Source organism: Actinoplanes sichuanensis (assembly GCF_033097365.1).
In the GTDB taxonomy this organism is placed as follows: Bacteria; Actinomycetota; Actinomycetes; order Mycobacteriales; family Micromonosporaceae; genus Actinoplanes; species Actinoplanes sichuanensis.
In genome coordinates this window covers 3,568,783-3,589,004 of record NZ_AP028461.1, presented here as the reverse complement: position 1 = coordinate 3,589,004, position 20,222 = coordinate 3,568,783, and the positions used below count along the sequence as shown (strand labels likewise).

Sequence of the window (20,222 nt, the reverse complement as noted above, 5' to 3'; positions counted from 1 at the left end):
CGGCTCGCGTCCGGCTGCCGACACTGCGACGATGGCGACCGTACGAGCAGCCGGGATCCGCGGTTTCGCCGAGGTGATCCGCGAACTCGGCGCCGATCCGGTCGTGTTCGTGCGCGCGGCCGGCCTGGACCCGGCCGTCCTCGACCACGACGACCTGCCGATCGAACAATCCCGCCTGGCCACCCTCCTGCAGGTGGCCGCCGCCGACCTGAACTGCCCGGACCTGGGCCTACGGATGGCCGCCCGGCACGGCCTCGACACCCTCGGCCCACTCGCGGTGCTGCTGGCCAACTGCCGGACCGGCGCCGACGCCCTCGCCACCACCCAGCGCTACCTGACCATCCACAGCGACGCCCTGCACGTCGACCAGATCCCCGACCCGGACAGCCGGCCGGGCACCATCGCGCTGCGCTACCGGGGCCACCCGCCCGGCCCGCCTCCGGTGCAGGCCATGGACGCCGGAATCGGATTCCTGCACCGGGCCCTGTGCCTGCTCTTCGGAGGCGACTACGGGCTGCTCGAGGTACGGCTGTCCTACCGGCCCACCGCGGACGCCGGTCGCTACCGGGACTTCTACCGGGTCCCGGTCCGGTTCGGCCGACCCGAATCGCTGCTCCGGGTACCGGAGACCCTGCTGGCCCGGCCGATCACCGGCGCCCACGAGGATCTCCGCGTCCGGGCCGAGGCCTACCTGCGCACCCTGCTGCCCGACGTCGACGACATGACCGGCCGGATCCGTACCGTCATCGACGGCATGCTGGTGTTCGGCGCGGTCCCGATGGAGGCCGTCGCCCGCACGCTGGCCCTGCATCCACGCACCCTGCAACGGCGCCTGGCCGCCCAGGGCACCACGTTCGCGCACATCGTCGACAACATCCGCCGGGACCGGGCACGCCACTACCTGACCGAGACCACCATGCCGTTCGGCGACGTCTCGGCCCGCCTCGGTTTCGCCGAACAGGCGACCTTCAGCCGGGCCTGCCACCGCTGGTGGGGCGTCCCACCCCGCCGGGTCCGGGCCGCCCGGCGCACCGACTGACCGATTGTCGGGCTGGGTCAAGTTTTCCGAGGGGCTTGCCGTGCACGATTCCTGAAACGCGCTCGCAACATGAGGGGTCGCCATGTCGGACACGCACGTTGACGTGCTCATCGTCGGCGCCGGGATCTCCGGCATCGACGTCGCCTACCGCGTCCGGGAACGCTGCCCGGAACTCGACGTCACCATCCTCGAAGCACGCGACCGGCTCGGCGGCACCTGGGACCTGTTCCGCTACCCCGGCGTCCGCTCCGACTCCGACATCTACACCCTCTCCTTCCCGTTCCGGCCCTGGACCGGCGAGCAGTCCATCGTCGACGGCGACGAACTGCTCACCTACGTCGAGGAGACGGCACGGCGATTCCACATCGACGAGCGGATCGTGTACGGGACCCGCGTGCTCGCCGCCGACTGGGACACCGGCACCGCCCGCTGGCACGTGACAGCCGAACACGACGGCACACCCGTCACCTACGTGACCCGATTCCTGATCGGCTGCACCGGCTACTACGACTACGACAACCCGCACGACCCCGGATTCGAGGGCACCGCCGACTTCAACGGAACCATCGTGCACCCCCAGTTCTGGCCGGCCGACCTCGACTACACCGGCAAACGCGTCGTGGTCGTCGGATCGGGGGCGACCGCGGTCACCGTGGTACCGGCCATGGCCGCCGACGCCGCCCACGTGACCATGCTCCAGCGCACGCCCAGCTACGTGCTCGCCCAGCCGAGAGTCGACACGATCGCCCGTACCCTCAAGAAGGTCCTGCCGTCGGATGTCGCCCACCGGATCGCCCGCACCAAGAACACCGCCATCCAATGGGCCCTGTTCCAGGCCTGCCGCCGCTTCCCGGACGGGATGCGCGCGCTGCTGCGCAAGGGTGCGATCGCCGAGGTCGGCGACGCCGCCCTGGTCGACAGGCATTTCCGGCCGCCCTACAACCCGTGGGAACAGCGGATGTGCATCGCCCCCGACGGTGACCTCTACCGGTCGATCCGCGCCGGGGACGCCTCGGTGGCGACCGGAAACATCGACCGGTTCGTGCCGGAGGGCATCCGCCTCACCGACGGTGACATCGTGCAGGCCGACATCGTCGTCACCGCGACCGGGCTGCGGATCAAACTGCTCGGCGGGGTCACCCTCAGCATCGACGGCGAACCGGTCGACGTGTCGAAGGCGTGCACCTACCACGGCGCACTGCTCAGCGGACTGCCCAACTTCTCGGTGTGCATCGGCTACATCAACCTGTCGTGGACCGTCCGGGCCGACGTCACCGCCCGCCTGATCGCCCGGGTGCTGCGCAAACTCCTCGACACCGGCTCCGACGCGGTGGTCCCGGTGGTGCCTGACGGGATCGGCCCGACCGGACCGTTCATGGACATGCAGTCCGGCTACCTGGCCCGGGCCGCCGACATCATGCCCCGCGCGGGCCGCAAGTACCCGTGGGCCTTCCGGCAGAACGTACTCCTCGACGTCTGGGCCACCAACCGCACCGGCCTCGACGACGGACTCCACTGGACCCGCATCCGCAAGGAGGCCCACGCATGAGAGCAGTCGTCGTCCACGACGGAAACCTTCAGGTCACCGACGTCCCACTACCGGAACCCGGCGCCGGACAGATCCGGCTGCGGGTGTCCCGCACCGGCATCTGCGGCTCCGACCTGCACGTGCGCCACGACGCCGAAGCCAGCGCCGACGTCGCCGCCGAAGTCGGCTACCCGGACTTCATGCGCCGCCCGCACCACGTCGTGATGGGACACGAGTTCGCCGGAACCGTCGACGCGTACGGGCCCGGCTGCCTGCGCCGCTGGCGGCCCGGACAACTCGTCGTCTCGCTGCCGCTGATCAAACACGGCGACGAGGTGCACATGACCGGCATGTCCGAGCGGGCGCCCGGCGCGTACGCCGAATACGTCCTCGTCTCCGAAGACGCGACCATGCCGGTGCCCGCCGGCGTCGAACCCGGCCTCGCCGCCCTCACCGAACCCCTCGCCGTCGCCCATCATGCGGTCCGGCGCGGCGACGTCGCGAAGAACGACACCGCGGTGGTCATCGGATGCGGTCCGATCGGCCTGGCCGTCATCCTGATGCTCAAAGCCGCGGGGGTACGGCGGGTCGTCGCCGCCGACTTCACCGAGGCCCGACGCGACCTGGCCCGGACCTGCGGCGCCGACGTGGTCGTCGACCCGACCGTCCAGACCCCGTGGTCGGTGATCGACGGCGATCCCGGACTGGTCACCTCGGCCACCGACCTCTACGGCGCCGGCCTCACCGCGCTGCGTGACCTGCGTAAGGTCCGCGGGGTGCCGTGGTGGACGGTGATGCGGACCGCCCAACGGTTCGGGGCCGGCCCCCGCGGCGCCGTCGTGTTCGAATGCGTCGGCCTGCCCGGCGTCATCGAGGACATCGTCACCCACGCCCCGTTCCGGTCCCGGATCGTCGTCGTCGGCGTCTGCATGCAACCCGACACGTTCCGGCCCACGATGGCGAGCAACAAGGAGGTCGACCTGCGGTTCTCGTTCTGCTACGACCCGGCCGAGTTCCGCGAGGCCCTGCAGATGGTCGCCCACCGCCGCATCGACCCGCGCCCACTGCTGACCGGCGTCGTCGGCCTGGACGGTGTGGCCGAGGCCTTCGACGAACTCGCGAAGGCCGACCACCACGCGAAGATCCTGGTCGACCCGTCCCGAGCCACCACGTAGCGAGCCGCGGAGCGAGGCGGCGCTACGCCGGACCGGTGGGGTGCCGCTTCTTCCAGTCGTAACCGACCGTGTCGGACTCGTCGGTGTCGGCTCGCCGGCACACCTCGCGCACGATGGCGTCGACGCTCGACCGCTCGTCAGATCCGATCATCGGCACGGCCCAGCCGCAGCCGGACAACTCGAAATGCTCCTGCCAGCCCCGCCACGCCTTCAGCTCGGCCAGGGCCAACGAAGCCGACCCGCCCATCTCACCGTGCCCGCCGTTTATCGACTCACCGATCAGAAACGGTCGCGCCCCGAACGGCACCACACACACGTAGTAGACGTGATGGGTCGGGTGCTCCGGGGTGGGCGCCTGATTCCGGAACGCCACCCGCAACAGATGGTTCTCCAGCTCCCGCCCGGCCAGCGGAGCCGACGCCGTGAACAGATGATCCGCCTCGAGGACATGCCCGCCGGGCCACCACACCCGCCCCGCGTCGAACTCGAGATGCTTGAACCTCTCCGGCGACGCGAGCATCGACCAATCGTGATCCGGCCGCTCCCGCTGCAGCCGGGCCACCGAAGAGTCGAAGAGCCGCACCTCGCCGGAATCGAACTCCAGGGCAAGCTGCCACCGCTCAGTCGGAACGACCCGGACCAGACCTGGAATGAGCACACCTCCGTCACGAGCACCGCCGCCCCCGGCGGCCGGATCTCGATGGTAATCCCGCCATCGCGCGGATCCGCGCCCGACCGAAACTCGGTCGCGGCACAACGGCGGCCCCGGTAACTTCCTGGGCGCCACATCGACCGAGGAGGCAGCCATGTACACCGACTACGACGCCGAGGCGTCCTTTTGAGCCGACCAGCAAACGGCGTAAGGGGTTCCCTCTAGCGAGACGCAGGTCAAACGCGGCGACCGTAGGGTCGGCGTCGACACCGAGCTGATCGAGAAACTGGGCGGGAACGACCCGTGCCCGTGCCGCTCCGGGCGGCGGTTTCCGCCGGTGCTGCCGAGGCGGCGGCCGGTATGACGACACCAACGGGCACTACTACGTGCGGGACTGATCGATGAGATGGCGTCACCCTCCGCGGGTGGCGCCATCGGCCTGTCGGCCGGGTGCGGAGGCGACGACCAATTCGGTGTACGGGTCGTACGGCATCCGTGCCGGACCGGCGGCGACCACGGTGGCCCGTGCCCACGGTCGTTCCCGCAGCAGGAACGGCAGCTCCTCCCGCAGCCAGCCCGCCACGTGTGCGCGCTGCTCGGGCGAGTCTCCGTCACGGGCGAGCAGAAGCCGGTCCTGATCGTCGAGGTCGCCCTGCAGGTAGATCGAGGCGTCCAGCCATGGCGACAGTTCGTCGCGAAGGACGCCGGTGCCCTCCACCCAGACGAAGTCCAGACCGGCCGGCACGATGATCGATCCCGGTCGCCGGCGGTCGATCCAGGCGGCCGGGCGGTGATCGACCGGCGCGCCCCGGTGCAGCGGTTTCAGCACATGGTCGGCGAGCTGGCCACCCCAGTCGAAGTAGGCGTGGTGCCAGGCGATGTCGTCGGTGTGCACCACCGCCGAGTCCGGTACGGCAGCGACCAGACGGTCGGCCAGGGTCGTCTTGCCCGAGCCGCCCCGGCCGTCGATCGCGACCACCCGCGGGCGGCCGCCGACGCCCGGTGACGCCGCGCGCAGCCGGTCGACGATCGCGGCCAACGGGGTCACCCGCCAGCCGGTCGCCTCCGGCTCACCCGGGTGCAGGCGCATCGAGGCGGTGTCGTCGTCGGGCACCGGGACAGCATGGCGTACCGAAACTCGGTGTGGTGTTCCGGTGTCGGCCGGTATGACGCAGCGGTGCGGTCGAGGCGCTGCCCGAGGTGTTCTGGAGGCGGGTCGACACGGCGCGGTAGTGTGCCGAAGCCCCCCTCGGGGCGACAATGGCGGGAGCGCTCCCGGCGGCTCCACTAGGAAGGACGTTCCCATTTCTGACGTAGCGTCGGTCCGTGCGGACAGAACCGGGACGGACACCTCTCAGGCCGTGACCCCGGTCGGCTGGAAGGCGCGGCTGCGTGCCTCGGCGATCGCCGCGTCGCCCGCGATCGGCCTGTACCTGTTGATCCGGCTGACCAGCCTCGAAGTGATGTACGTGCTGGGCAGCCACGCGCACGCGCTGGACCCGGACCGCGACGTCTATCCGGACGGGACGATCGGCAACCAGTGGCGCGGGTTCACCTCGTTCTGGGACGCGCTCGTGTCGTGGGACGGGCGCTGGTACACCAAGATCGCCGGCAGTGGGCTGGGCGGGCCGGTCGGCGCGGTCGACGAGGACGGAGTGCCGTACGAGTTGCGGCTGGCGTTCTTCCCGCTCTACCCGTTCCTGGCGCGGCCTCTGACGTACCTCCCCTTCATCTCGCCGGCCACCGCCTGCATGATCGTGTCCTTCGTGTCGGCCATCGCGGCCGCCTGGGGTCTCTACCTGATCGGACGGCACGTCCGCGGGCACCGGGTCGGCCTCATGCTGGTCGCGGTGTGGGCGGTGGCGCCCGCCGCGATGACGCAGAACGGCGCGTTCACCGAGTCGCTGTTCACCGCGCTGGCCGCCTGGGCGCTGTACGCGGTGCTCAAGGAACGCTGGCTGATCGCCGGTCTGCTGGCCGGGCTCAGCGGCCTGAGCCGGCCGACCGCGACCGCCCTGATCGGCACGGTCGCCCTGGCCGCCCTGGTCGCGGTCATCCAACGCAGAGGCGGCTGGCGGCCGTACGCGGCGATCGCGCTCGCACCGGCCGGGCTGCTCGCCTACTTCGCGTTCGCCGCCGCACGGCTGGGCGGTTTCGACAAGTACACCAGCATTCACGACAACACGTTCGGCGCCCGTTTCGACTACGGCGAGAACACCTGGAACATGTCCACCGACATCCTCTTCGGCGTCGACGGGGACAACGCCGACAAGCCGATCCGGGTGCTGTCGCTGCTCATCATCGTCGCGTTCGTGGTGATGTTCGCGCTGCTGGTGCCGCGCGCACCGTGGCCGTTGACGGTGTTCGCGGCGGCGATGCTGATTTTGGCCACCCTGTCGCACACGCACATGTCGATGGCCGGGCGGCATCTGCTGCCCGCGTTCCCGATACTGCTGGTTCCGGCGTTCCTGCTGGCCAAGATGTCCAACCGGGACCTGTGGATCGTGCTGGGCGCGATCTCGCTGTTGTCCGGCTGGTATGCGGGCTGGCTGCCGTTCATCTCCGGACAGGCGATCTGAGGCCATGTCGAATCGTGCGCTGACGTTCGGCGCGGTGGCGGAAACCTATGAACGGTTCCGTCCCGGCTATCCGGATGAGCTGTTCGATCTCGTCGCCGGTTACGCGGACCGGCCGCTGCAACGGGCCCTGGAGATCGGCGCGGGGACCGGCAAGGCGACCCGGCTGTTCGCGAGCCACGGGGTCGCTGTGGTAGCCACCGAACCTGATCCTGACATGCTTGCTGAGCTGCGTAAACACGTCCCGGAGCAGGTGTCGCCGGTGCGCGCGGCATTCGAGGACGTCCGTACCGTGGAAAGCTTCGATCTGGTTTTCGCCGCCGCTTCTCTGCACTGGACGAAACCGGAGGGTCGGTGGCCACGGGTCGCCGGATGGCTGGCGCCGGGCGGGGTTTTCGCGTCGTTCGGCGGGCCGATCCGACTGGCCGATCCGACGATCGAGGAGGCGGTCCGGGCGGCCCGGGCGCCGTTCCTGGACTCCGACGAGGTCCCGTCACCGGACGGCACTCCGGAGGGCGAGGCCATGCAATGGCCCGGCACCGAGCTGCGGCAGTCGCCGTACTTCACCGACGTGCGACAGCATGTGCTCCCACGCCGATCGACGATGACCGCCGCCGATTTCGTCGGCCACCTGTCCACCATCTCGGCATATCTGGAACTGCCGCCGCCGACGCGTGCCGAGGTCTTCCGCCGGATCGAGAACACCCTTCCGGCCACCGTCGAATTGATCGCCGACATCTTCGTCCACCTCGCCCGCCGAGTCTGATCGACTTCAGACGATGGGCTGATTCTGCCGTCGGTCCGGGCCTGGAAGCATTGCCGCCGTGATCGGCGACGAACAGCGGCTTCGAGAACTGACCGCTGAGTGGAACTCGATCGATCGTTCGCAGGTCACGGCCTGGGAGAGCCGGGTGGCCGCGTTGTCCCAGGAAGCGGCCGCGATCAGGGCGGCCGGGCGGTGGCGGACCGGAAAACGGACGTTGATGGAGGTCCTCGGAGATCATCGGCTCGAGACCAGACTCGTCACCTGCCTGGCGTGGGTTCTGCGGCCGGAGGAGCACCACGGCCTGGGCGACCAGGTGGTGCGCGGGTTTTTCGAGAAGCTCGGCCTGCCGTTCGACGAGGCGGCCCGGGTTCGGGTGACGGTGGAGGAGAGCCGGTACACGGCGGACGGCGTCCAGACCCGAGCGGATCTCGTTGTTCGTGTCGGCCGGTCCTGTGTCCTGGTCGAGGCGAAGTTCAATGCCAAGCAGCACGGCGACCAGTGCGAGCGGCTCGCCGAGCTCTGGGCGCCCGAGGCGGCCACGCTCGTGTTCCTGGCCAGGGACGGACATGAGCGGGACGCCCCGGCCGGCTGGAGCACCCTGACCTGGCGGGACATCGCCGGGCTGATGGCACCGTTGCCGCCCGGCTCGTCGGCCGGAGCGAGGGATCTCTGGGAAACGCTCGACGGTGGAGGACTGGCGATGCCTGACGAGAAGACGAAGTTCTATCTGCGCCACTGGAGCCAGATCCAGGAGTGGGCGTCGCTGCGCGGCGAGGCGGTGAAGGAGATCGGGGCCGCGGCGCAACGCGGTGCGGAGGGTGTCGACCCCGCGATCCTGGCTGCGGCCGAGTCGGAATGGTTCACCGTCGGGAGCAGCCAGACATTCGAGCTGACCCGGTCGTCCTGGCGGCTCGGTGCGTTTCGGGCGACGATCGCGTTGCAATGGACCGAGGCCGGTCTGTTGGTGGACGGCGACTCCACGTGGCCGTATGTCGGTGTGCGGATCGAATCGGCGAATCGCTTCACGAAGGACCGGTTGGCGAGCCGACTGACCGAACGACTCAGGACGCCGGCCGTGCAGCTCGGCTGGACGCACTCCCAGTTGTCGCAGGGATGGTTGTGGTGGCGGTTCGTCACACCGGTCGGATCCGACGAGGATCTGGAGAGTCTTGCCGAGGGCTGCCGGACCGCGCTGGAGGACGGCTGGCGGGAGTTGTCCGGCCCGATCGACGAGGTGTTCGCGGCCGAGACGACCGGCGGGGACGAGGGGGACGTCGGCTCGGGGCCGGGCTGAACAGGCGGGCGGGTACCCGGCCGGGCGTCGATTGTGGCACCATCCCGGGCCGGGGGTGTGGATCATGAAGATGACCGACCAGGCGCTTCGGGCGCTCGTGGTTGCGGCGGAGACCGCCCACGGGCTGGGGGAGAAGCCGGTCAACAGTTATCACCTGCTCGTCGGGCTCAGTGCGGCCGACGGCGGGGCCAGGCATGCGATGGGGTTGGACTCCGAGCGGCTTCGGGGCGTCGGTGCGGTGCGTGTCTACATGACGGCGGCCGACGTCGTCGAACGGGCCCGCGTGGACGGCAGTGATCGCACGACCACGACGGAACTGCTTCGGGCGGTTCTCGACATCGACGAGGGTGCGGCTGCTCTGCTGCGAGACGCGGGCTCCGACACGACCGCGCTGGCCGCGGCGCTGGACGGGCACCGGACCTGCTGCGGGGAGAGCGGTGACGGCGACATCCGGGTCGCGCTCGGGGAGATCGGTTCGCGTGCCGAGGTGCTGCCCGGGCGCGGCCGGGCGGTCGCCCGCGCGATCGCGAACCTGCTTGCGTACCTCCTCCTCGGGGTTGTCGTTCTGGCCGTGACCTGGGAGACGTCCGGCCCGGAGATGGTGGTGGCGGTCGCCGGCGTGGCGTTCCTTCTTCGGCTCGGCGTCGCGGCGCTGGTGGCGCGGCGCAGGCTGGGCCGTGCGCTCGCGGGGATTCCGGCCATGACGGCCGGGCCGGACGAGCTGCGGTCGTTGCGGGCCGCGCTGGGGCTCCGGGAACTGGAGATCCGGGTGCATCCGGGTGCGACAGTCGATCGTTGCCACCGGTGGCGCGGGCGCGGCTGGGTGGTCGTCTCGGAGGTGCTCGATGCGCAGCCGGAGGCGTTGCGGTTCGTGCTGTGGCACGAGATGGCGCACCTGGCCCGCCGCGACGGGCCGATCCGGGCGATGTGTGCCGCCGTCCTCATCGGCCTCGGTACGGGTGCGCTCCTCAGTTTCGATCTCCGGGCGATGCTGGTCGTCGCGGTGGGCGGGCTGCTGGTGACGGTGGCCTCGTACTGGTGGTCGGAGTCGGCCTGTGACCGGATCGCGGTCCGGCAGGCCGGTCCGGCGGGCATGCGCGCCTGGGCGGACCTGATGGGCTCGGGGTCGCGGTGGGGATGGCTGACCCATCCGCCGACCGCCTGGCGCATCCGGGCCGCCCGGGCGCGATGAGTCACCCTTCGGACAGGGCCCGCAGGGCCGGAATCGACGGGGTGAACAGGTAGGCGCCGCCCTGCGGGGTCACGTAGTCGACCATGGTGGAGACCGTTCCGGCCGGGAGCGGGGCCTGTCGGGGGTCGCCCGGCCGGGTGCGGCCGATGATCATGTCGAGGCCGTTCGGGAGGCCCTGCCGGGGCCGGTCGGTCCGGTTGGCCCAGCGTTGCGCCAGCAGTTCGAACTGGCGGGCCAGGTCGGTCTGGTAGCACAGGAACAGCAGGCCACGTTCGGCGTCCGGAGCGTCCTCGTAGAGCGGGCCGTACGGGATGCCGCGCCGCAGGATCATCATGGTCAGCGTGTTCTGCTGGATGCCCTGCTCGGTCTCCTGGTCGCGGGGGTTCACCTTGCGGATGTGGGCCGCCAGGGGACACCTGGCGCCGTCCGGGTCGGCCCGTGCCCCTCGCACCCCGGCACCCGGCGGGACGTCGTCGTCGTACCCGAAGTGGTTCAGCTCGCCCGGCCCGGGGTCGGTCTCGTCGCGCGACAGCGGCGAACCGTCCGGTCGGCGGCCGACCAGCCAGGCCCGCAGCGTCCCGGGCTCGACCGACAGCGCCGACGCCATCGCCGCGGTGTCGCCGCGGAACGCCGCCACGTCCTGGGCCAGCTTGCGGTAGACCAGCAGGGAACCGTTGCGGGCCAGGTCCGGCACCCGGCGCGGGTCGGCCGGCCGGGTCGCCGACGTGCTGCTCTGCCGGGGTAGGCCGAACAGGAACTGCCCCGGCCAGAGCAGGACGTCACCGGGGCGGGCGTAGGCCCGTCCGTCGGGCATCGGCGGCATCGGATGGCGGGCCGCCAGCGGGGTGTCGGCGTCGACCAGTCCGCGCAGGCTGGGCTGGCTGATCCCGTCCCGGAACCCGAAGTGCTCGATGTCGCCGGGCAGCCGTCGCGCGGACTCCCGATGGACGACGGTCAGGCCGTGGCCGGGGTCCAGCAGCGGTGCCTCGGCGACGGCGAGCTGCGTCTCGTCGTCGGCGGCCAGGATCACCAGGATGTCGATCTCCGCACCGGGGGCGCCGACCGCCCAGTTCTTCGGAGCCGGGTCGCGCAGGCTCCGGCGTTCGGCCATGCCGACACCGAGGGCCTCGTCGACGGCGGCCAGTTCGGGATGGCCGAGTGCCCGCAGGCAGCGGGCCGACAACGCGACCGCGGCCGCCACACCGTCGCCGGCCGCGCCCGTCGTGCGCCGCAACGCCCGATGCCGGAGCCCGGCCCGGGCCGACGTGACCAGCGGCGTCAGCTCCCGCAGCATCGCCCGGGCGGCGTCGCCCGACCGGTCGCCGTCGGGCAGGCGCAGGCCGACGAACCGCTGGTCGGTGTCGGGGAAGCCGGGCACGATGTGGGCCTGGATGTCGTCCAGGGCCAGCAGTGGTTCACCCGTGGTGTCGGCGCTCGCGAGCGCGGCCGGGACGGTGGCGGTCACGGCAGGCTGGGCCGGGTCAGGCGGCGACCGGCCGGACCGGTCGCCGGTAGGGCGGTGACCGGCGGGGCGCTGTTCTGCTCCGGGAACGCGTCGGCCCAGCCGGACGGGCAGCCGGAGCCGGCCGGGACGATCTGCAGCAGATCGGGGTTGCCGACCTGGGAGCAGCCGTGCCCGGTGCAGCCCTGCGGCTCGGGCGCGCCGTTCCCGGCGTCGAAACCGATGCCGTAGAGCGACATGCTGATCAGTTCGGCGAGCTGCCCGGCACGGGTCAGGGGTACGCCGTTGACGCGCACGTCCTCCAGCCCGAACGTGGCTCCGGGCGGTGGCGCGAACTCGGCGCGCAGGGTCAGCCGGCCGCTGCCGCGTACCGGCCGCCACCAGTCGCCGACGTCCTCGCCGTCCGGGCCGCTCAGCCCGGACGTGTCGATGCTGTCCAGGTAGAGGCCGATCGGGTCGCGCAGCGAGACGGTGAGCCCGGCGCGGACCAGGTCGTTGACGTCGGCGCCGATGGTCGGGTCGCTGGACCGGTTGGGTTCGCCGTACTCGGCGCAGCAGATCAGCCGGCCCGCGTCGGTCACCGGTGTGCCGTCCGGCCCGGCCCGCAGCACGGTGGCGTCGGCGCCGAGGAAGATCTCCGCCATCAGGGTGTTCGACGGGTGGGTGAGGTGGACCAGCCCGTGGGTGGTGTTCCACTTGTTGTTCGGGTTGTATTCGCCGGCCCGCCTGATCACCTGCTTGCGGCCGCCGGACCGCAGGTACACGTCGGACTGGTGGAACAGGTCCTGCTCGCGCACGTCCGGGCCGACCAGTTCGCGGTAGAGGCGCAGCAGCAGCTCGCGGTCGCCGTCCACCCGGGATCCGGCGGGCACCGAGGACAGGTCGTCGACGACGGCCGCGGTCCCGGCCGCGATGAACTGCCAGTATTCGGGGCCCTCACAGGTGAACACGAACCGGCGCAGACGCCCGGTGGCGGGGTCCCGGTCGGCGAACCACTCGCAGTACTCGTCGTGGCGGCGGAACGGCAGGGTGACCGGTTCGTCGCGGCCTTCGAACAGCTGGGTACGGAACCGGTGTCGGCCCAGATCGGCGGGTTCGTCGGCGGCGGCACGGGCGGCCGCACGATCGCCGGGGTTACTCACGGTGATCACTCGGGGGAACGCGTCCCACACGATCTTCCGCTCGGCCGGAGTGCCGGTCGGTGGTCGGCGCGCCGGGTTGAAGAAGCGGCCGCGCTGTGGACCGCCGACCCGGTCGACCGCGCTGTCGAGCCATGCGGAAACCACGGCTGACCAGGCCTGCAGCTGTGTCTCATCCAGATCGCCGGCGTTGGCCGGTGGTGCGAAAGTCGAGCCCATGACCGGAATCCTGAACGGTCCGGCGGCGCGGAACGCGAGGCGCGCCATGACCTCACCCGATGGGGGCGAAGTTCTAAACCACCCGAAACGGTGATATACCCAGAGTGATCGGCGCGGAGAACCCGCCGATCCTAAGTTGATCATTGTGAACGCTGACCGGGTTGCCGTCCACGGGGCCGGACTGGCCGGGCTGACCTGCGCGCTGCTGGCGGCCCGGGACGGCGGTGCGGTGACGCTCGTCGGCGGGGAACCGGCCGGGCCGCCGACCGAGCTGGTGCTCAACGAGGCGACGGTCGCGCTGCTCACCAGCCTGTGGGGCGAGGTGGACGGACACCGGCTCACCGGCCGGTGGAGCAGGTGGGGGATCGACGCCGGACCGGTGCAGACGCCGTCGACCGCGCTCGTGGTCAACGAGCAGCGACTCGTCGCCGTGCTGGCCGAGCGACTGCCGGACCGGGTGGAACGGGCCGAGACGGCACCGCCGGCGGACTGGACGATCCGGGCCTCGGCGCGGCCGGCCGGAAATCCGCCGGTCGGGCGGCGGGTGGCGATCACCGGGTACGCCCCGATGTCGGAGACCCGGGTCAGCCGGATGGCCACGACCTGGCGCGGCTGGGTCCAGGCCGTGCCGCTCGGGGACGGGCGCGGGTTTCTGCGGGCGGTCTCACCCGTACCCCCGGATGATCCGGAAGATTTTCTCGGTGCCGAGATCGAGGCGGCCGGGCTTGACGAATGGGTCGTGGGGCCGCCCGAGCGGGTCGTCGTGGCGCCGGCCGCGCCGTGGCTGTCCCGGCAGCGGGCTGAGCCGGGGCGCCTGCACGTCGGCGGGGGCGTCCTGCGTCTCGACCCGCTCAGCGGCTCCGGTGCCGGGCAGGCGATGCGCACCGCGATGCTGGCGACGGCCGTGGTCCGCGACGGGCGACCCGCCGCGGACCTGCTCGGTGACTATCATCGGCGGCTCGGCGCCGCCTTCCACCGCCACCTCATCGGTTGTACGGCCAACTACCGGACAGCGTTCGACAGTGCCGAGTGGGCCGGTGAGCTGCACATCACCGCGACCGCGCTGGCCGGGCACGCGGCCCAGCTGCACAGCCGTAGCGGCGGGCCGGTGTTCACCGGGCGCCGGGATGTCGCAGCAATGACATAGCCGCCTTGCCGGCGCCGTTCAACGCGGCGGTCCGCGGATCGGCCGCCCGCTCCACCAGGATGCCGAGCCGGGCGGCGACCGCCTCGACCAGTCCCGGATGCAGAGCGCCGTCACCGACCAGCAGCAGCCCGTTCTCCGGCGGAGCGACGTCCAGACTGTCGACGTGCGCCGCGATCTGGTCGGCGATCACCTGGATCGTCACGTCGCCGCCCAGGTCACGGGTGCCGATCTCGGTGCGGCGGGCCTCCACGACCCGACCGTAGTCGAGCACCGCGACCTCGGTCAGCTCCGCGCCGACGTCGGCGACCAGCAGCATCCCGGCCGTCGCGCCGGCGCCTATCGCGGCCGCCCGGGCACTGTCGATCAGCAGTAACCGGGACGGCTCGAACACCGCCTTCAGCACCCGCTTGGTGGTCTCCTGATCGTCGCCGGAGGCCAGGACCGGACGGCACGCCACCACCACGCCGCCCGACGGCACGGGCAGCGCGAACGTGCCGACCAGTTGGGACAGCATGGCCACACAACCGTCGAAGTCGACCACCCGGCCCCGGCGGATCAGCGGACCGGCGCCATCGCACCGGCCACTGACCACGCCCTGCCGTTCGGTCCACACACCTGCGATGTCACTGCCCAGATCGACAGCGATCGCCGAGGCCATCTTCGTCACCCAACCTGCTTCTGCTGGCACGGAACACAGAACCGCGCGTGCGGCAAGACCTCTAGCCGCTCCGCCGGGATGGCCCCCGCGCACCCCTCACACTGCCCGTAGGCGCCGTCGGCGATTCGCCGCAACGCCCCGGACACCTGCTCCACGCTACGTCGGGTGGCGGCGAGCAGAGCATCCTGGGTGTGTGACTCACCGGGATCGCCGGTGTCGGCGTTCATTTCGGTGAGTTCCTTGAGCCGGGCCGTCTGCCGGTCCAACTCGTCGGTCAGTGCAGCCTGCACCACCGCGAAGCGATTGTCGATGTTCGTACTCACGGGATTTCCTCCGGACAACAAAAAAGGCCGAAGCCGGTTCGGCTTCGCCCTGGGCGGTCGTTCCTGTCGAAAACGCTCCGCCGGTGGGCCGCGACCATCCGGCGCGGCCACCGGCCGGTGGGCAGCGATCGCAGCCGTCACCGCGGTGACGGCGGGCGCGAAAGACCTCACCGGAAGCATTCGAACACCATAGGCCGCCCTTCGCGGCCTGCCAAACGGTTACTTCGCCGGACCCGGCCAGGCCGGGTCCCGACCCAGCGTGGCCAGCAGCTTCTCCAGCGGGGTCGCCGTCGCTGTGACCGACACCGCGGGCCGGAACGGTGCCTGCGGTGACAGGCGCCGGTCGTCGTCGGGCACCGCGAGCGCGATCGGCAGGGCGGCCGGGATCAGTTCCGGCGCGGGTTCGAACGGCACCCCGCGTGCGGCCGCCACGTCCCAGGCGTGCACCACGTAGTCGACCAGGTGGAAGCTCAGCGCCATCCGTGCCGGGAAGGTCCGCGGACCGAACTCGGGAATGGTGAACGCCGTGTCCTCGGCGGTGGCGAACGCGGCCTGCACGTCCGCGGCGGCCTGGCGGTAGGCGGTGATCGGGTCGGCGACGGGTACCGGCTGCCACGGTTGCGGGTCGGCGCCCCGGCCGGCGGCGGCCGCGGCGAATCCCCGGTGCTGGGCGGTCATGTGGGCGATCAGGTCGGCCAGGTCCCAGCCGGTGCACGGGGTCGGGCGGGTCAGGTCGGCGGCGGTCACCGGGGCGATCAGGTCGACGCTGAGGGTGACGGCCCGGCGGTCGAGGTCGAGGAGCCGCGGAAAATCAGTAAGCATTCGCCTATCATGTGCACGTGCTTATCATCTGCGCAAGCCGGTATTCTGCACGCTGTGACCAGCCGGCGGCCCGACCTAGCGGCGATGATCGGCCCGCTCGGCCGCACCCTGCTCGCCCTCGAAGCGCCCATCCTCGAGGCGCACGGCCTGGCCATGTGGGCGTATGCGGTGCTGCTCAACCTCGACTCCGAGCCGGTCCGCACCCAGAACGCGCTGGCCGACGCGATCGGCGCCGACAAGACCCGGATCATCCGGATCCTCGACGACCTCGCCGCCCGGGGCCTGATCGAGCGCCGCCCGGACCCGACCGACCGCCGGGTGCGGCTGCTGTCCATCACCGCCGAGGGGCGCCGCCTGCGCGACGCCACCCAGACGGCCATCCAGGCCGCCGAGAACGACCTGCTCGACCGCCTGACCCCGACGGAACGCGAGACGTTCCTGACGATCCTGCAAAAACTCGTCTAGTACGGCCACCGCACCCGGGGACTACCCGGGGTGGATGCGCTGGGCCTCGGCCTTCGCGGCGGCGATGATGGCATCGGCCTCCCGTTTCGCCTCCGCCCGGTGGTCGTCGGCCTGCTCTTCGGCCAGTCTCAGGATGTCCTCGACCCGGGTGCCGAGCCCCGCGAGCGTCGGCCGGTCGGACCGATCCGCGCGGCCCGCCTGGCGCGGGACCTTGGCGTCCTCGATCAGGTCGGCACCGGAGCGCGACACCGACCCGGCCACCAGCATGACCAGCCCCACCACGGCGGCCGCGATCGCGAACGGCATCACGTCACGCCCGGCGACCGCCCCGACGAGCGCCCCCGCTCCGCCGGCGAACAGGAACAGACCCCAGCCCCTCATGTCGGGCATGCTAACGCCTTCACGTCAGATGCAGGGTCCGTCCGACGCCGGTGGACAGATCGTCGGGCACCTCGGCGGCGAAACGGGCCGAGTCGTCGACCGGCCGGTAACCCAGTTCGGCCGTCGCCCGGTCGTGGCGCCACAGACCGCCTGAGTTCGCCGACACGCCGTGGTAGACGCCGTACCGGACGTCCGCGGTCAGCGCCCCCGTGAACAACCGCACCAGATCGGGGCCACTCAACCAGCCGGGCAGCCAACTGCGGGCCATCGGCCGGTCCCGCACCCCACCGAGTCGCAAGCACACCACATGCAGGCCGTGCTCCTCGGCGTACCACCGCCCGACGGTCTCCGCGAATACCTTCACCGAGCCGTAAACGCAGCAGGGGTACGGGGCGGCGTCCTCGCCGATCGTGGCCGCCCCGGCGTCGACGTGCCCGCCGAGCGCGTGCAGCGAACCGGCCAGCACCACCCGTCCGGCCTTGGCGGCGACCGCGCCCTCGAGGACGTTGACCACCGCGTCGGCGTTCGGCTCGCGGAGCGCCGACCACGGCTGGTTCGGGTTCGCGTCGGCGGCCAGGTGCACGATCGTGTCCACACCGGAGCACACGTCCCGGGCGAAGGCGGCGTCGCGCAGGTCACCGGTCACTGCGTCGGGTAGCGGCGTCCGGTCGGTCAGGCGTAGGGAGTAGGCGGAGGCGAGCGCCGGAATCAGTCGGCGGGCGACCCCACCCGCGGCACCGGTGATCAGAAGAGTCGACACCGGAGTCCGCTTCTCCCCACGACGACCACCGCAAACCCGACGATGGCGGAATGTGCAATGTTCGTGTCGTTGCCGCCGACAGTGCGGGCGGACACGATGAAGACATGCGGCGGATCGTGTTCGTGGTGTTCGACGGGTTTCAGCTGCTCGACCTGGCCGGGCCCGCCGACGTGTTCGCCGCGGCCACCCTGCTGGCCCGCGGTGGCGGCTATCGGATCGAGGTCGTCGCCGAAACGGCCGGGACGGTCACGGCCAACACCGGCATCCGGGTCGACGCGACCACCGCGCTGGCCGACGTCGCCGGGCAGATCGACACGGTGCTGGTGGCCGGCGGTCTGTCCGTTCCGGACCATCTGCTTCACCGGGAGCTGACCGGACACCTCAGCCGGATCTCGGGGCTCGCACGGCGTACCGCATCGGTGTGTAATGGCGCCCTGCTCCTCGCCGAGGCCGGACTTCTCGCCGGGCGCCGGGCCACCACGCACTGGCTCGCGGCAGGCGAGCTTGCTCGCCGCCATCCGGACGTCACCGTCGACGCCGACCGGATCTACCAGCGGGACGGACCGGTGTGGACGTCGGCCGGGGTGACCGCCGGGATCGACCTCGCGCTCGCGCTGGTCGCCGACGACCACGGCACCCGCCTCGCCCACGATGTGGCCCGCGGTCTCGTCGTCTACCTGCACCGGCCGGGCGGGCAGAGCCAGTTCAGCCCGGCGATGCGGGCCGCCGCCTCCCCGGACGAGGCGATGCGCGAGCTGCAGGCGTTCATCGACGGCAACCCCGGCGAGGACCTCAGCGTGCCCGCCCTCGCCCGGCGCGCCGGGCTCAGCGAACGGCATTTCGCCCGGGTCTTCACCGACCGCGTGGGTACGTCACCCGGCCGCTATGTGGAACGCAGCCGCGCCGACGCCGCCCGCCGCCTGCTGGAGACCACCGACCACCCCCTCGACCGGATCGCCCGGGAGACCGGCATCGGCGCCCCGGAGACCCTGTTCCGGGTGTTCCGCCGCCTCTGGCGGGTCGCACCGGGCGAATACCGGCGCCGGTTCACCACCACGTCCTGACAGGAGACCCCATGCACGTCGCGATCGCGCTCTATCCCCGGTTCACCGCACTGGACGCGGTCGGGCCCTACACCGTGTTCGCCTTCGCCCCGGGCTGGACCGTCACGTTCGTCGCCGCCACGGCCGGACCGGTCACCGACGACGCCGGAAGCCTCACCCTGCAGGCCACCGCCGGGTACGCGGACCTCACCGAACCGGACATCGTGGTCGTCCCGGGTGGACCCGGTACCGTCGAGGCCCTCGCTGATCGGGCGCTGCTCGACTGGATCGCCTCGGCCCGCGGGCACGCCAGATGGACGACCTCGGTGTGCAGCGGCTCGTTCCTGCTCGGCGCGGCCGGGCTGCTCGACGGTCGCCGCGCGACCAGCCACTGGGGGTGGCTGGACCAGCTCGCCACGTTCGGCGCGACCCCGGTCGGCGAACGCGTCGTCCGCGACGGCGACATCGTCACCGCAGCCGGCGTGTCGGCCGGCATCGACATGGCGTTGTCCCTACTCGGCCAGGCCGTCGACGACCGGACCGCGCAGGCGGTGCAACTCGCCATCGAGTACGACCCGCAGCCCCCGTACCGGTGCGGCTCCCCGGCGACCGCCCCGCCCGGACTTCCCGAAACCGCGCTGAGCCTGATCAGCTGACCTCGCGGTGGATCACCGCGACCGTGCAGGCCGAATGCCGTAGCAGGTGCTGGCTGATCGAGCCGAGCAGCAGCCCGGTGACCGCGCCACGACCGCGGCTGCCGACCACCAGCAGCTGCGCGGCGGCGCTCGCCCGGGCCAGTGCCGCCGCCGGATGTTCCAGGGTGTCCTCCACCTGGATGGTCAGGCCGGGGAAACGTTCCCGGACGACCGCGACCGGCGCACCCGCGGCTGCCTGCTCCGGGTCGGCCCGGATCACCCGCAACGGCACCTTCCGCGCGGTGGCCCGCTCGGCGGCGAACAGCAGCACCGGCAGGGTCAGTTCGGAGCCGTCGACGCCGGCGATCACCGCGGCGTCCGGCTCCGGCACACCCCGGACCACCACGACCGGGCAGCGGGCGTGCGCGCTGACCGCCGAGATCACCGAACCCAGCAGTCCGGCCACGACGCTGTGGCCGTGCCCGCCGAGTACGATCAGCCGGGCGTCCCGGGAACGGTCGATCAACGCGGCGGCGGCGTGTCCGCGCACCGCCCGGGTCGTCACGTCGACCGCCGGATGCGTCTTACGGACCGCCGCGACCGCCTTCTCCAGGATCTCGTCGATGACTTCGGCGACCGTCCGGTCCGGCCGCAGCAGAGGTAGCGGCACCATCGGCGGCGCCGTCGCCGGCCACTCGTCGGCGTGGAACACCTCGATCGGCGCGCCGGTCCGGACCGCCTCGTCGCGCGCCCACGACAACGCGGCCTGCGAATACGGCGATCCGTCATATCCGACCACGATCCTGCCCATGGCTGCGGATCCCTCCCTTGACGTGTACACATTGTGCGGTCGCGATGTGGTCCGGGCTCCTTCCCACTGTTGGACAAATCCGACTCTTCCGGCAGGGTCTAAAGTCCCGTCCCGTGTCATTCGCCGGTGGGATCG

Annotated in this window: 21 protein-coding genes and 1 pseudogene; 12 read left to right on the top strand and 10 right to left on the bottom strand. The window is 71.5% G+C overall.

Annotated elements, in window-relative coordinates; translation table 11 throughout:
• Window positions 1-31 precede the first annotated feature (31 nt).
• The 3 genes from Q0Z83_RS16320 (at window position 32) to Q0Z83_RS16310 (ending at window position 3,742) form a co-directional block, all read left to right on the top strand.
• Window positions 32-1,039, top strand: a complete 1,008-nt coding sequence (locus tag Q0Z83_RS16320) for an AraC family transcriptional regulator (RefSeq protein ID WP_317794779.1) — start codon at window positions 32-34, stop codon at window positions 1,037-1,039.
• Window positions 1,040-1,121: 82 nt separating this feature from the next.
• A complete protein-coding gene (locus Q0Z83_RS16315; protein ID WP_317794778.1) occupies window positions 1,122-2,588 on the top strand; it encodes a flavin-containing monooxygenase in 1,467 nt (488 codons plus the stop codon).
• Window positions 2,585-3,742 carry a zinc-binding dehydrogenase gene (locus tag Q0Z83_RS16310; RefSeq protein WP_317794777.1) on the top strand — a complete coding sequence of 386 codons (1,158 nt, stop codon included), beginning with the start codon at window positions 2,585-2,587 and terminating at the stop codon, window positions 3,740-3,742. The genes Q0Z83_RS16315 and Q0Z83_RS16310 overlap by 4 nt, the downstream gene beginning before the upstream one ends.
• Window positions 3,743-3,764: 22 nt before the next feature.
• Here Q0Z83_RS16310 and Q0Z83_RS16305 read toward each other — a convergent pair whose 3' ends face one another.
• Window positions 3,765-4,400 (bottom strand): hypothetical protein, encoded by a 636-nt coding sequence (locus tag Q0Z83_RS16305; RefSeq protein WP_317794776.1) that lies wholly within the window; start codon window positions 4,398-4,400, stop codon window positions 3,765-3,767.
• A 268-nt stretch (window positions 4,401-4,668) separates the two neighbouring features.
• On the opposite strand from Q0Z83_RS16305, the gene Q0Z83_RS55785 reads away from it, so the two are divergent.
• Window positions 4,669-4,758, top strand: a complete 90-nt coding sequence (locus Q0Z83_RS55785) for an SEC-C metal-binding domain-containing protein (protein WP_378078560.1) — start codon at window positions 4,669-4,671, stop codon at window positions 4,756-4,758.
• A gap of 48 nt (window positions 4,759-4,806) precedes the next feature.
• On the opposite strand, the gene Q0Z83_RS16300 is transcribed toward Q0Z83_RS55785, so the two are convergent.
• Window positions 4,807-5,508: a uridine kinase family protein gene (locus Q0Z83_RS16300; protein WP_317794775.1), complete on the bottom strand. Its 702-nt coding sequence runs from the start codon at window positions 5,506-5,508 to the stop codon at window positions 4,807-4,809.
• A 247-nt stretch (window positions 5,509-5,755) separates the two neighbouring features.
• Between Q0Z83_RS16300 and Q0Z83_RS16295 the strand changes: the two genes are divergently transcribed.
• The 4 genes from Q0Z83_RS16295 to Q0Z83_RS16280 all read left to right on the top strand — a co-directional run bounded on the left by Q0Z83_RS16295 (window position 5,756) and on the right by Q0Z83_RS16280 (window position 10,222).
• Complete coding sequence (locus Q0Z83_RS16295; protein ID WP_317794774.1) at window positions 5,756-6,973, top strand: glycosyltransferase family 39 protein; 1,218 nt, start codon at window positions 5,756-5,758, stop codon at window positions 6,971-6,973.
• Between the two features lie 4 nt (window positions 6,974-6,977).
• The gene (locus tag Q0Z83_RS16290) at window positions 6,978-7,736 is read left to right on the top strand and encodes a class I SAM-dependent methyltransferase (protein WP_317794773.1); all 759 of its coding nucleotides are present in this window, start codon (window positions 6,978-6,980) and stop codon (window positions 7,734-7,736) included.
• Between the two features lie 58 nt (window positions 7,737-7,794).
• Window positions 7,795-9,030 carry a PD-(D/E)XK nuclease family protein gene (locus Q0Z83_RS16285; protein ID WP_317794772.1) on the top strand — a complete coding sequence of 412 codons (1,236 nt, stop codon included), beginning with the start codon at window positions 7,795-7,797 and terminating at the stop codon, window positions 9,028-9,030.
• Between the two features lie 64 nt (window positions 9,031-9,094).
• Window positions 9,095-10,222, top strand: a complete 1,128-nt coding sequence (locus Q0Z83_RS16280; protein WP_317794771.1) for a M48 family metalloprotease — start codon at window positions 9,095-9,097, stop codon at window positions 10,220-10,222.
• Between the two features lies 1 nt (window position 10,223).
• Here Q0Z83_RS16280 and Q0Z83_RS16275 read toward each other — a convergent pair whose 3' ends face one another.
• Window positions 10,224-11,687 (bottom strand): Dyp-type peroxidase, encoded by a 1,464-nt coding sequence (locus tag Q0Z83_RS16275; protein ID WP_317794770.1) that lies wholly within the window; start codon window positions 11,685-11,687, stop codon window positions 10,224-10,226.
• Window positions 11,684-13,042, bottom strand: coding sequence for a hypothetical protein (locus Q0Z83_RS16270; protein ID WP_317794769.1), 1,359 nt, complete (start codon window positions 13,040-13,042; stop codon window positions 11,684-11,686). The genes Q0Z83_RS16275 and Q0Z83_RS16270 overlap by 4 nt, the downstream gene beginning before the upstream one ends.
• A 145-nt stretch (window positions 13,043-13,187) precedes the next feature.
• Here Q0Z83_RS16270 and Q0Z83_RS16265 point away from each other — a divergent pair, with 145 nt between their 5' ends.
• Complete coding sequence (locus Q0Z83_RS16265; RefSeq protein ID WP_317794768.1) at window positions 13,188-14,189, top strand: hypothetical protein; 1,002 nt, start codon at window positions 13,188-13,190, stop codon at window positions 14,187-14,189.
• Here Q0Z83_RS16265 and Q0Z83_RS16260 read toward each other — a convergent pair.
• From Q0Z83_RS16260 to Q0Z83_RS16250, 3 genes are all read right to left on the bottom strand, one after another.
• Entirely contained in the window at window positions 14,155-14,847 is a 693-nt protein-coding gene (locus tag Q0Z83_RS16260) for a rod shape-determining protein (RefSeq protein ID WP_317797085.1), read from the bottom strand. The genes Q0Z83_RS16265 and Q0Z83_RS16260 overlap by 35 nt on opposite strands.
• A gap of 5 nt (window positions 14,848-14,852) precedes the next feature.
• A complete protein-coding gene (locus tag Q0Z83_RS16255) occupies window positions 14,853-15,170 on the bottom strand; it encodes a TraR/DksA family transcriptional regulator (protein ID WP_317794767.1) in 318 nt (105 codons plus the stop codon).
• A 219-nt stretch (window positions 15,171-15,389) separates the two neighbouring features.
• Complete coding sequence (locus Q0Z83_RS16250; protein WP_317794766.1) at window positions 15,390-15,992, bottom strand: TIGR03086 family metal-binding protein; 603 nt, start codon at window positions 15,990-15,992, stop codon at window positions 15,390-15,392.
• A 54-nt stretch (window positions 15,993-16,046) separates the two neighbouring features.
• Here Q0Z83_RS16250 and Q0Z83_RS16245 point away from each other — a divergent pair, with 54 nt between their 5' ends.
• Complete coding sequence (locus tag Q0Z83_RS16245) at window positions 16,047-16,457, top strand: MarR family winged helix-turn-helix transcriptional regulator (RefSeq protein WP_317794765.1); 411 nt, start codon at window positions 16,047-16,049, stop codon at window positions 16,455-16,457.
• Window positions 16,458-16,490: 33 nt separating this feature from the next.
• Here Q0Z83_RS16245 and Q0Z83_RS16240 read toward each other — a convergent pair.
• Together Q0Z83_RS16240 and Q0Z83_RS16235 are read right to left on the bottom strand one after the other, a co-directional pair.
• Window positions 16,491-16,634 (bottom strand): annotated as a pseudogene (locus tag Q0Z83_RS16240) (cell division protein DivIVA); the annotation flags it as partial.
• Window positions 16,635-16,857: 223 nt separating this feature from the next.
• Window positions 16,858-17,598: an NAD-dependent epimerase/dehydratase family protein gene (locus Q0Z83_RS16235; protein ID WP_317794764.1), complete on the bottom strand. Its 741-nt coding sequence runs from the start codon at window positions 17,596-17,598 to the stop codon at window positions 16,858-16,860.
• A gap of 104 nt (window positions 17,599-17,702) precedes the next feature.
• On the opposite strand from Q0Z83_RS16235, the gene Q0Z83_RS16230 reads away from it, so the two are divergent.
• The gene (locus tag Q0Z83_RS16230) at window positions 17,703-18,662 is read left to right on the top strand and encodes a GlxA family transcriptional regulator (RefSeq protein WP_317794763.1); all 960 of its coding nucleotides are present in this window, start codon (window positions 17,703-17,705) and stop codon (window positions 18,660-18,662) included.
• Between the two features lie 11 nt (window positions 18,663-18,673).
• Entirely contained in the window at window positions 18,674-19,297 is a 624-nt protein-coding gene (locus Q0Z83_RS16225; protein WP_317794762.1) for a DJ-1/PfpI family protein, read from the top strand.
• Here Q0Z83_RS16225 and Q0Z83_RS16220 read toward each other — a convergent pair.
• Window positions 19,290-20,087, bottom strand: coding sequence for a universal stress protein (locus Q0Z83_RS16220; protein WP_317794761.1), 798 nt, complete (start codon window positions 20,085-20,087; stop codon window positions 19,290-19,292). The genes Q0Z83_RS16225 and Q0Z83_RS16220 overlap by 8 nt on opposite strands.
• Between the last annotated feature and the right edge of the window lie 135 nt (window positions 20,088-20,222).

Bases quoted from the DNA above. Each gene is read 5' to 3' on its own strand.
- Q0Z83_RS16225 (WP_317794762.1), top strand. From the start codon at position 18,674: ATGCACGTCGCGATCGCGCTCTATCCCCGGTTCACCGCACTGGACGCG.
- Q0Z83_RS16290 (WP_317794773.1), top strand. From the start codon at position 6,978: ATGTCGAATCGTGCGCTGACGTTCGGCGCGGTGGCGGAAACCTATGAA.
- Q0Z83_RS16220 (WP_317794761.1), bottom strand. From the start codon at position 20,087: ATGGGCAGGATCGTGGTCGGATATGACGGATCGCCGTATTCGCAGGCC.
- Q0Z83_RS16310 (WP_317794777.1), top strand. From the start codon at position 2,585: ATGAGAGCAGTCGTCGTCCACGACGGAAACCTTCAGGTCACCGACGTC.
- Q0Z83_RS16315 (WP_317794778.1), top strand. From the start codon at position 1,122: ATGTCGGACACGCACGTTGACGTGCTCATCGTCGGCGCCGGGATCTCC.
- Q0Z83_RS16280 (WP_317794771.1), top strand. From the start codon at position 9,095: ATGAAGATGACCGACCAGGCGCTTCGGGCGCTCGTGGTTGCGGCGGAG.
- Q0Z83_RS16260 (WP_317797085.1), bottom strand. From the start codon at position 14,847: ATGGCCTCGGCGATCGCTGTCGATCTGGGCAGTGACATCGCAGGTGTG.
- Q0Z83_RS16230 (WP_317794763.1), top strand. From the start codon at position 17,703: ATGCGGCGGATCGTGTTCGTGGTGTTCGACGGGTTTCAGCTGCTCGAC.
- Q0Z83_RS16250 (WP_317794766.1), bottom strand. From the start codon at position 15,992: ATGCTTACTGATTTTCCGCGGCTCCTCGACCTCGACCGCCGGGCCGTC.
- Q0Z83_RS16320 (WP_317794779.1), top strand. From the start codon at position 32: ATGGCGACCGTACGAGCAGCCGGGATCCGCGGTTTCGCCGAGGTGATC.
- Q0Z83_RS16270 (WP_317794769.1), bottom strand. From the start codon at position 13,042: ATGGGCTCGACTTTCGCACCACCGGCCAACGCCGGCGATCTGGATGAG.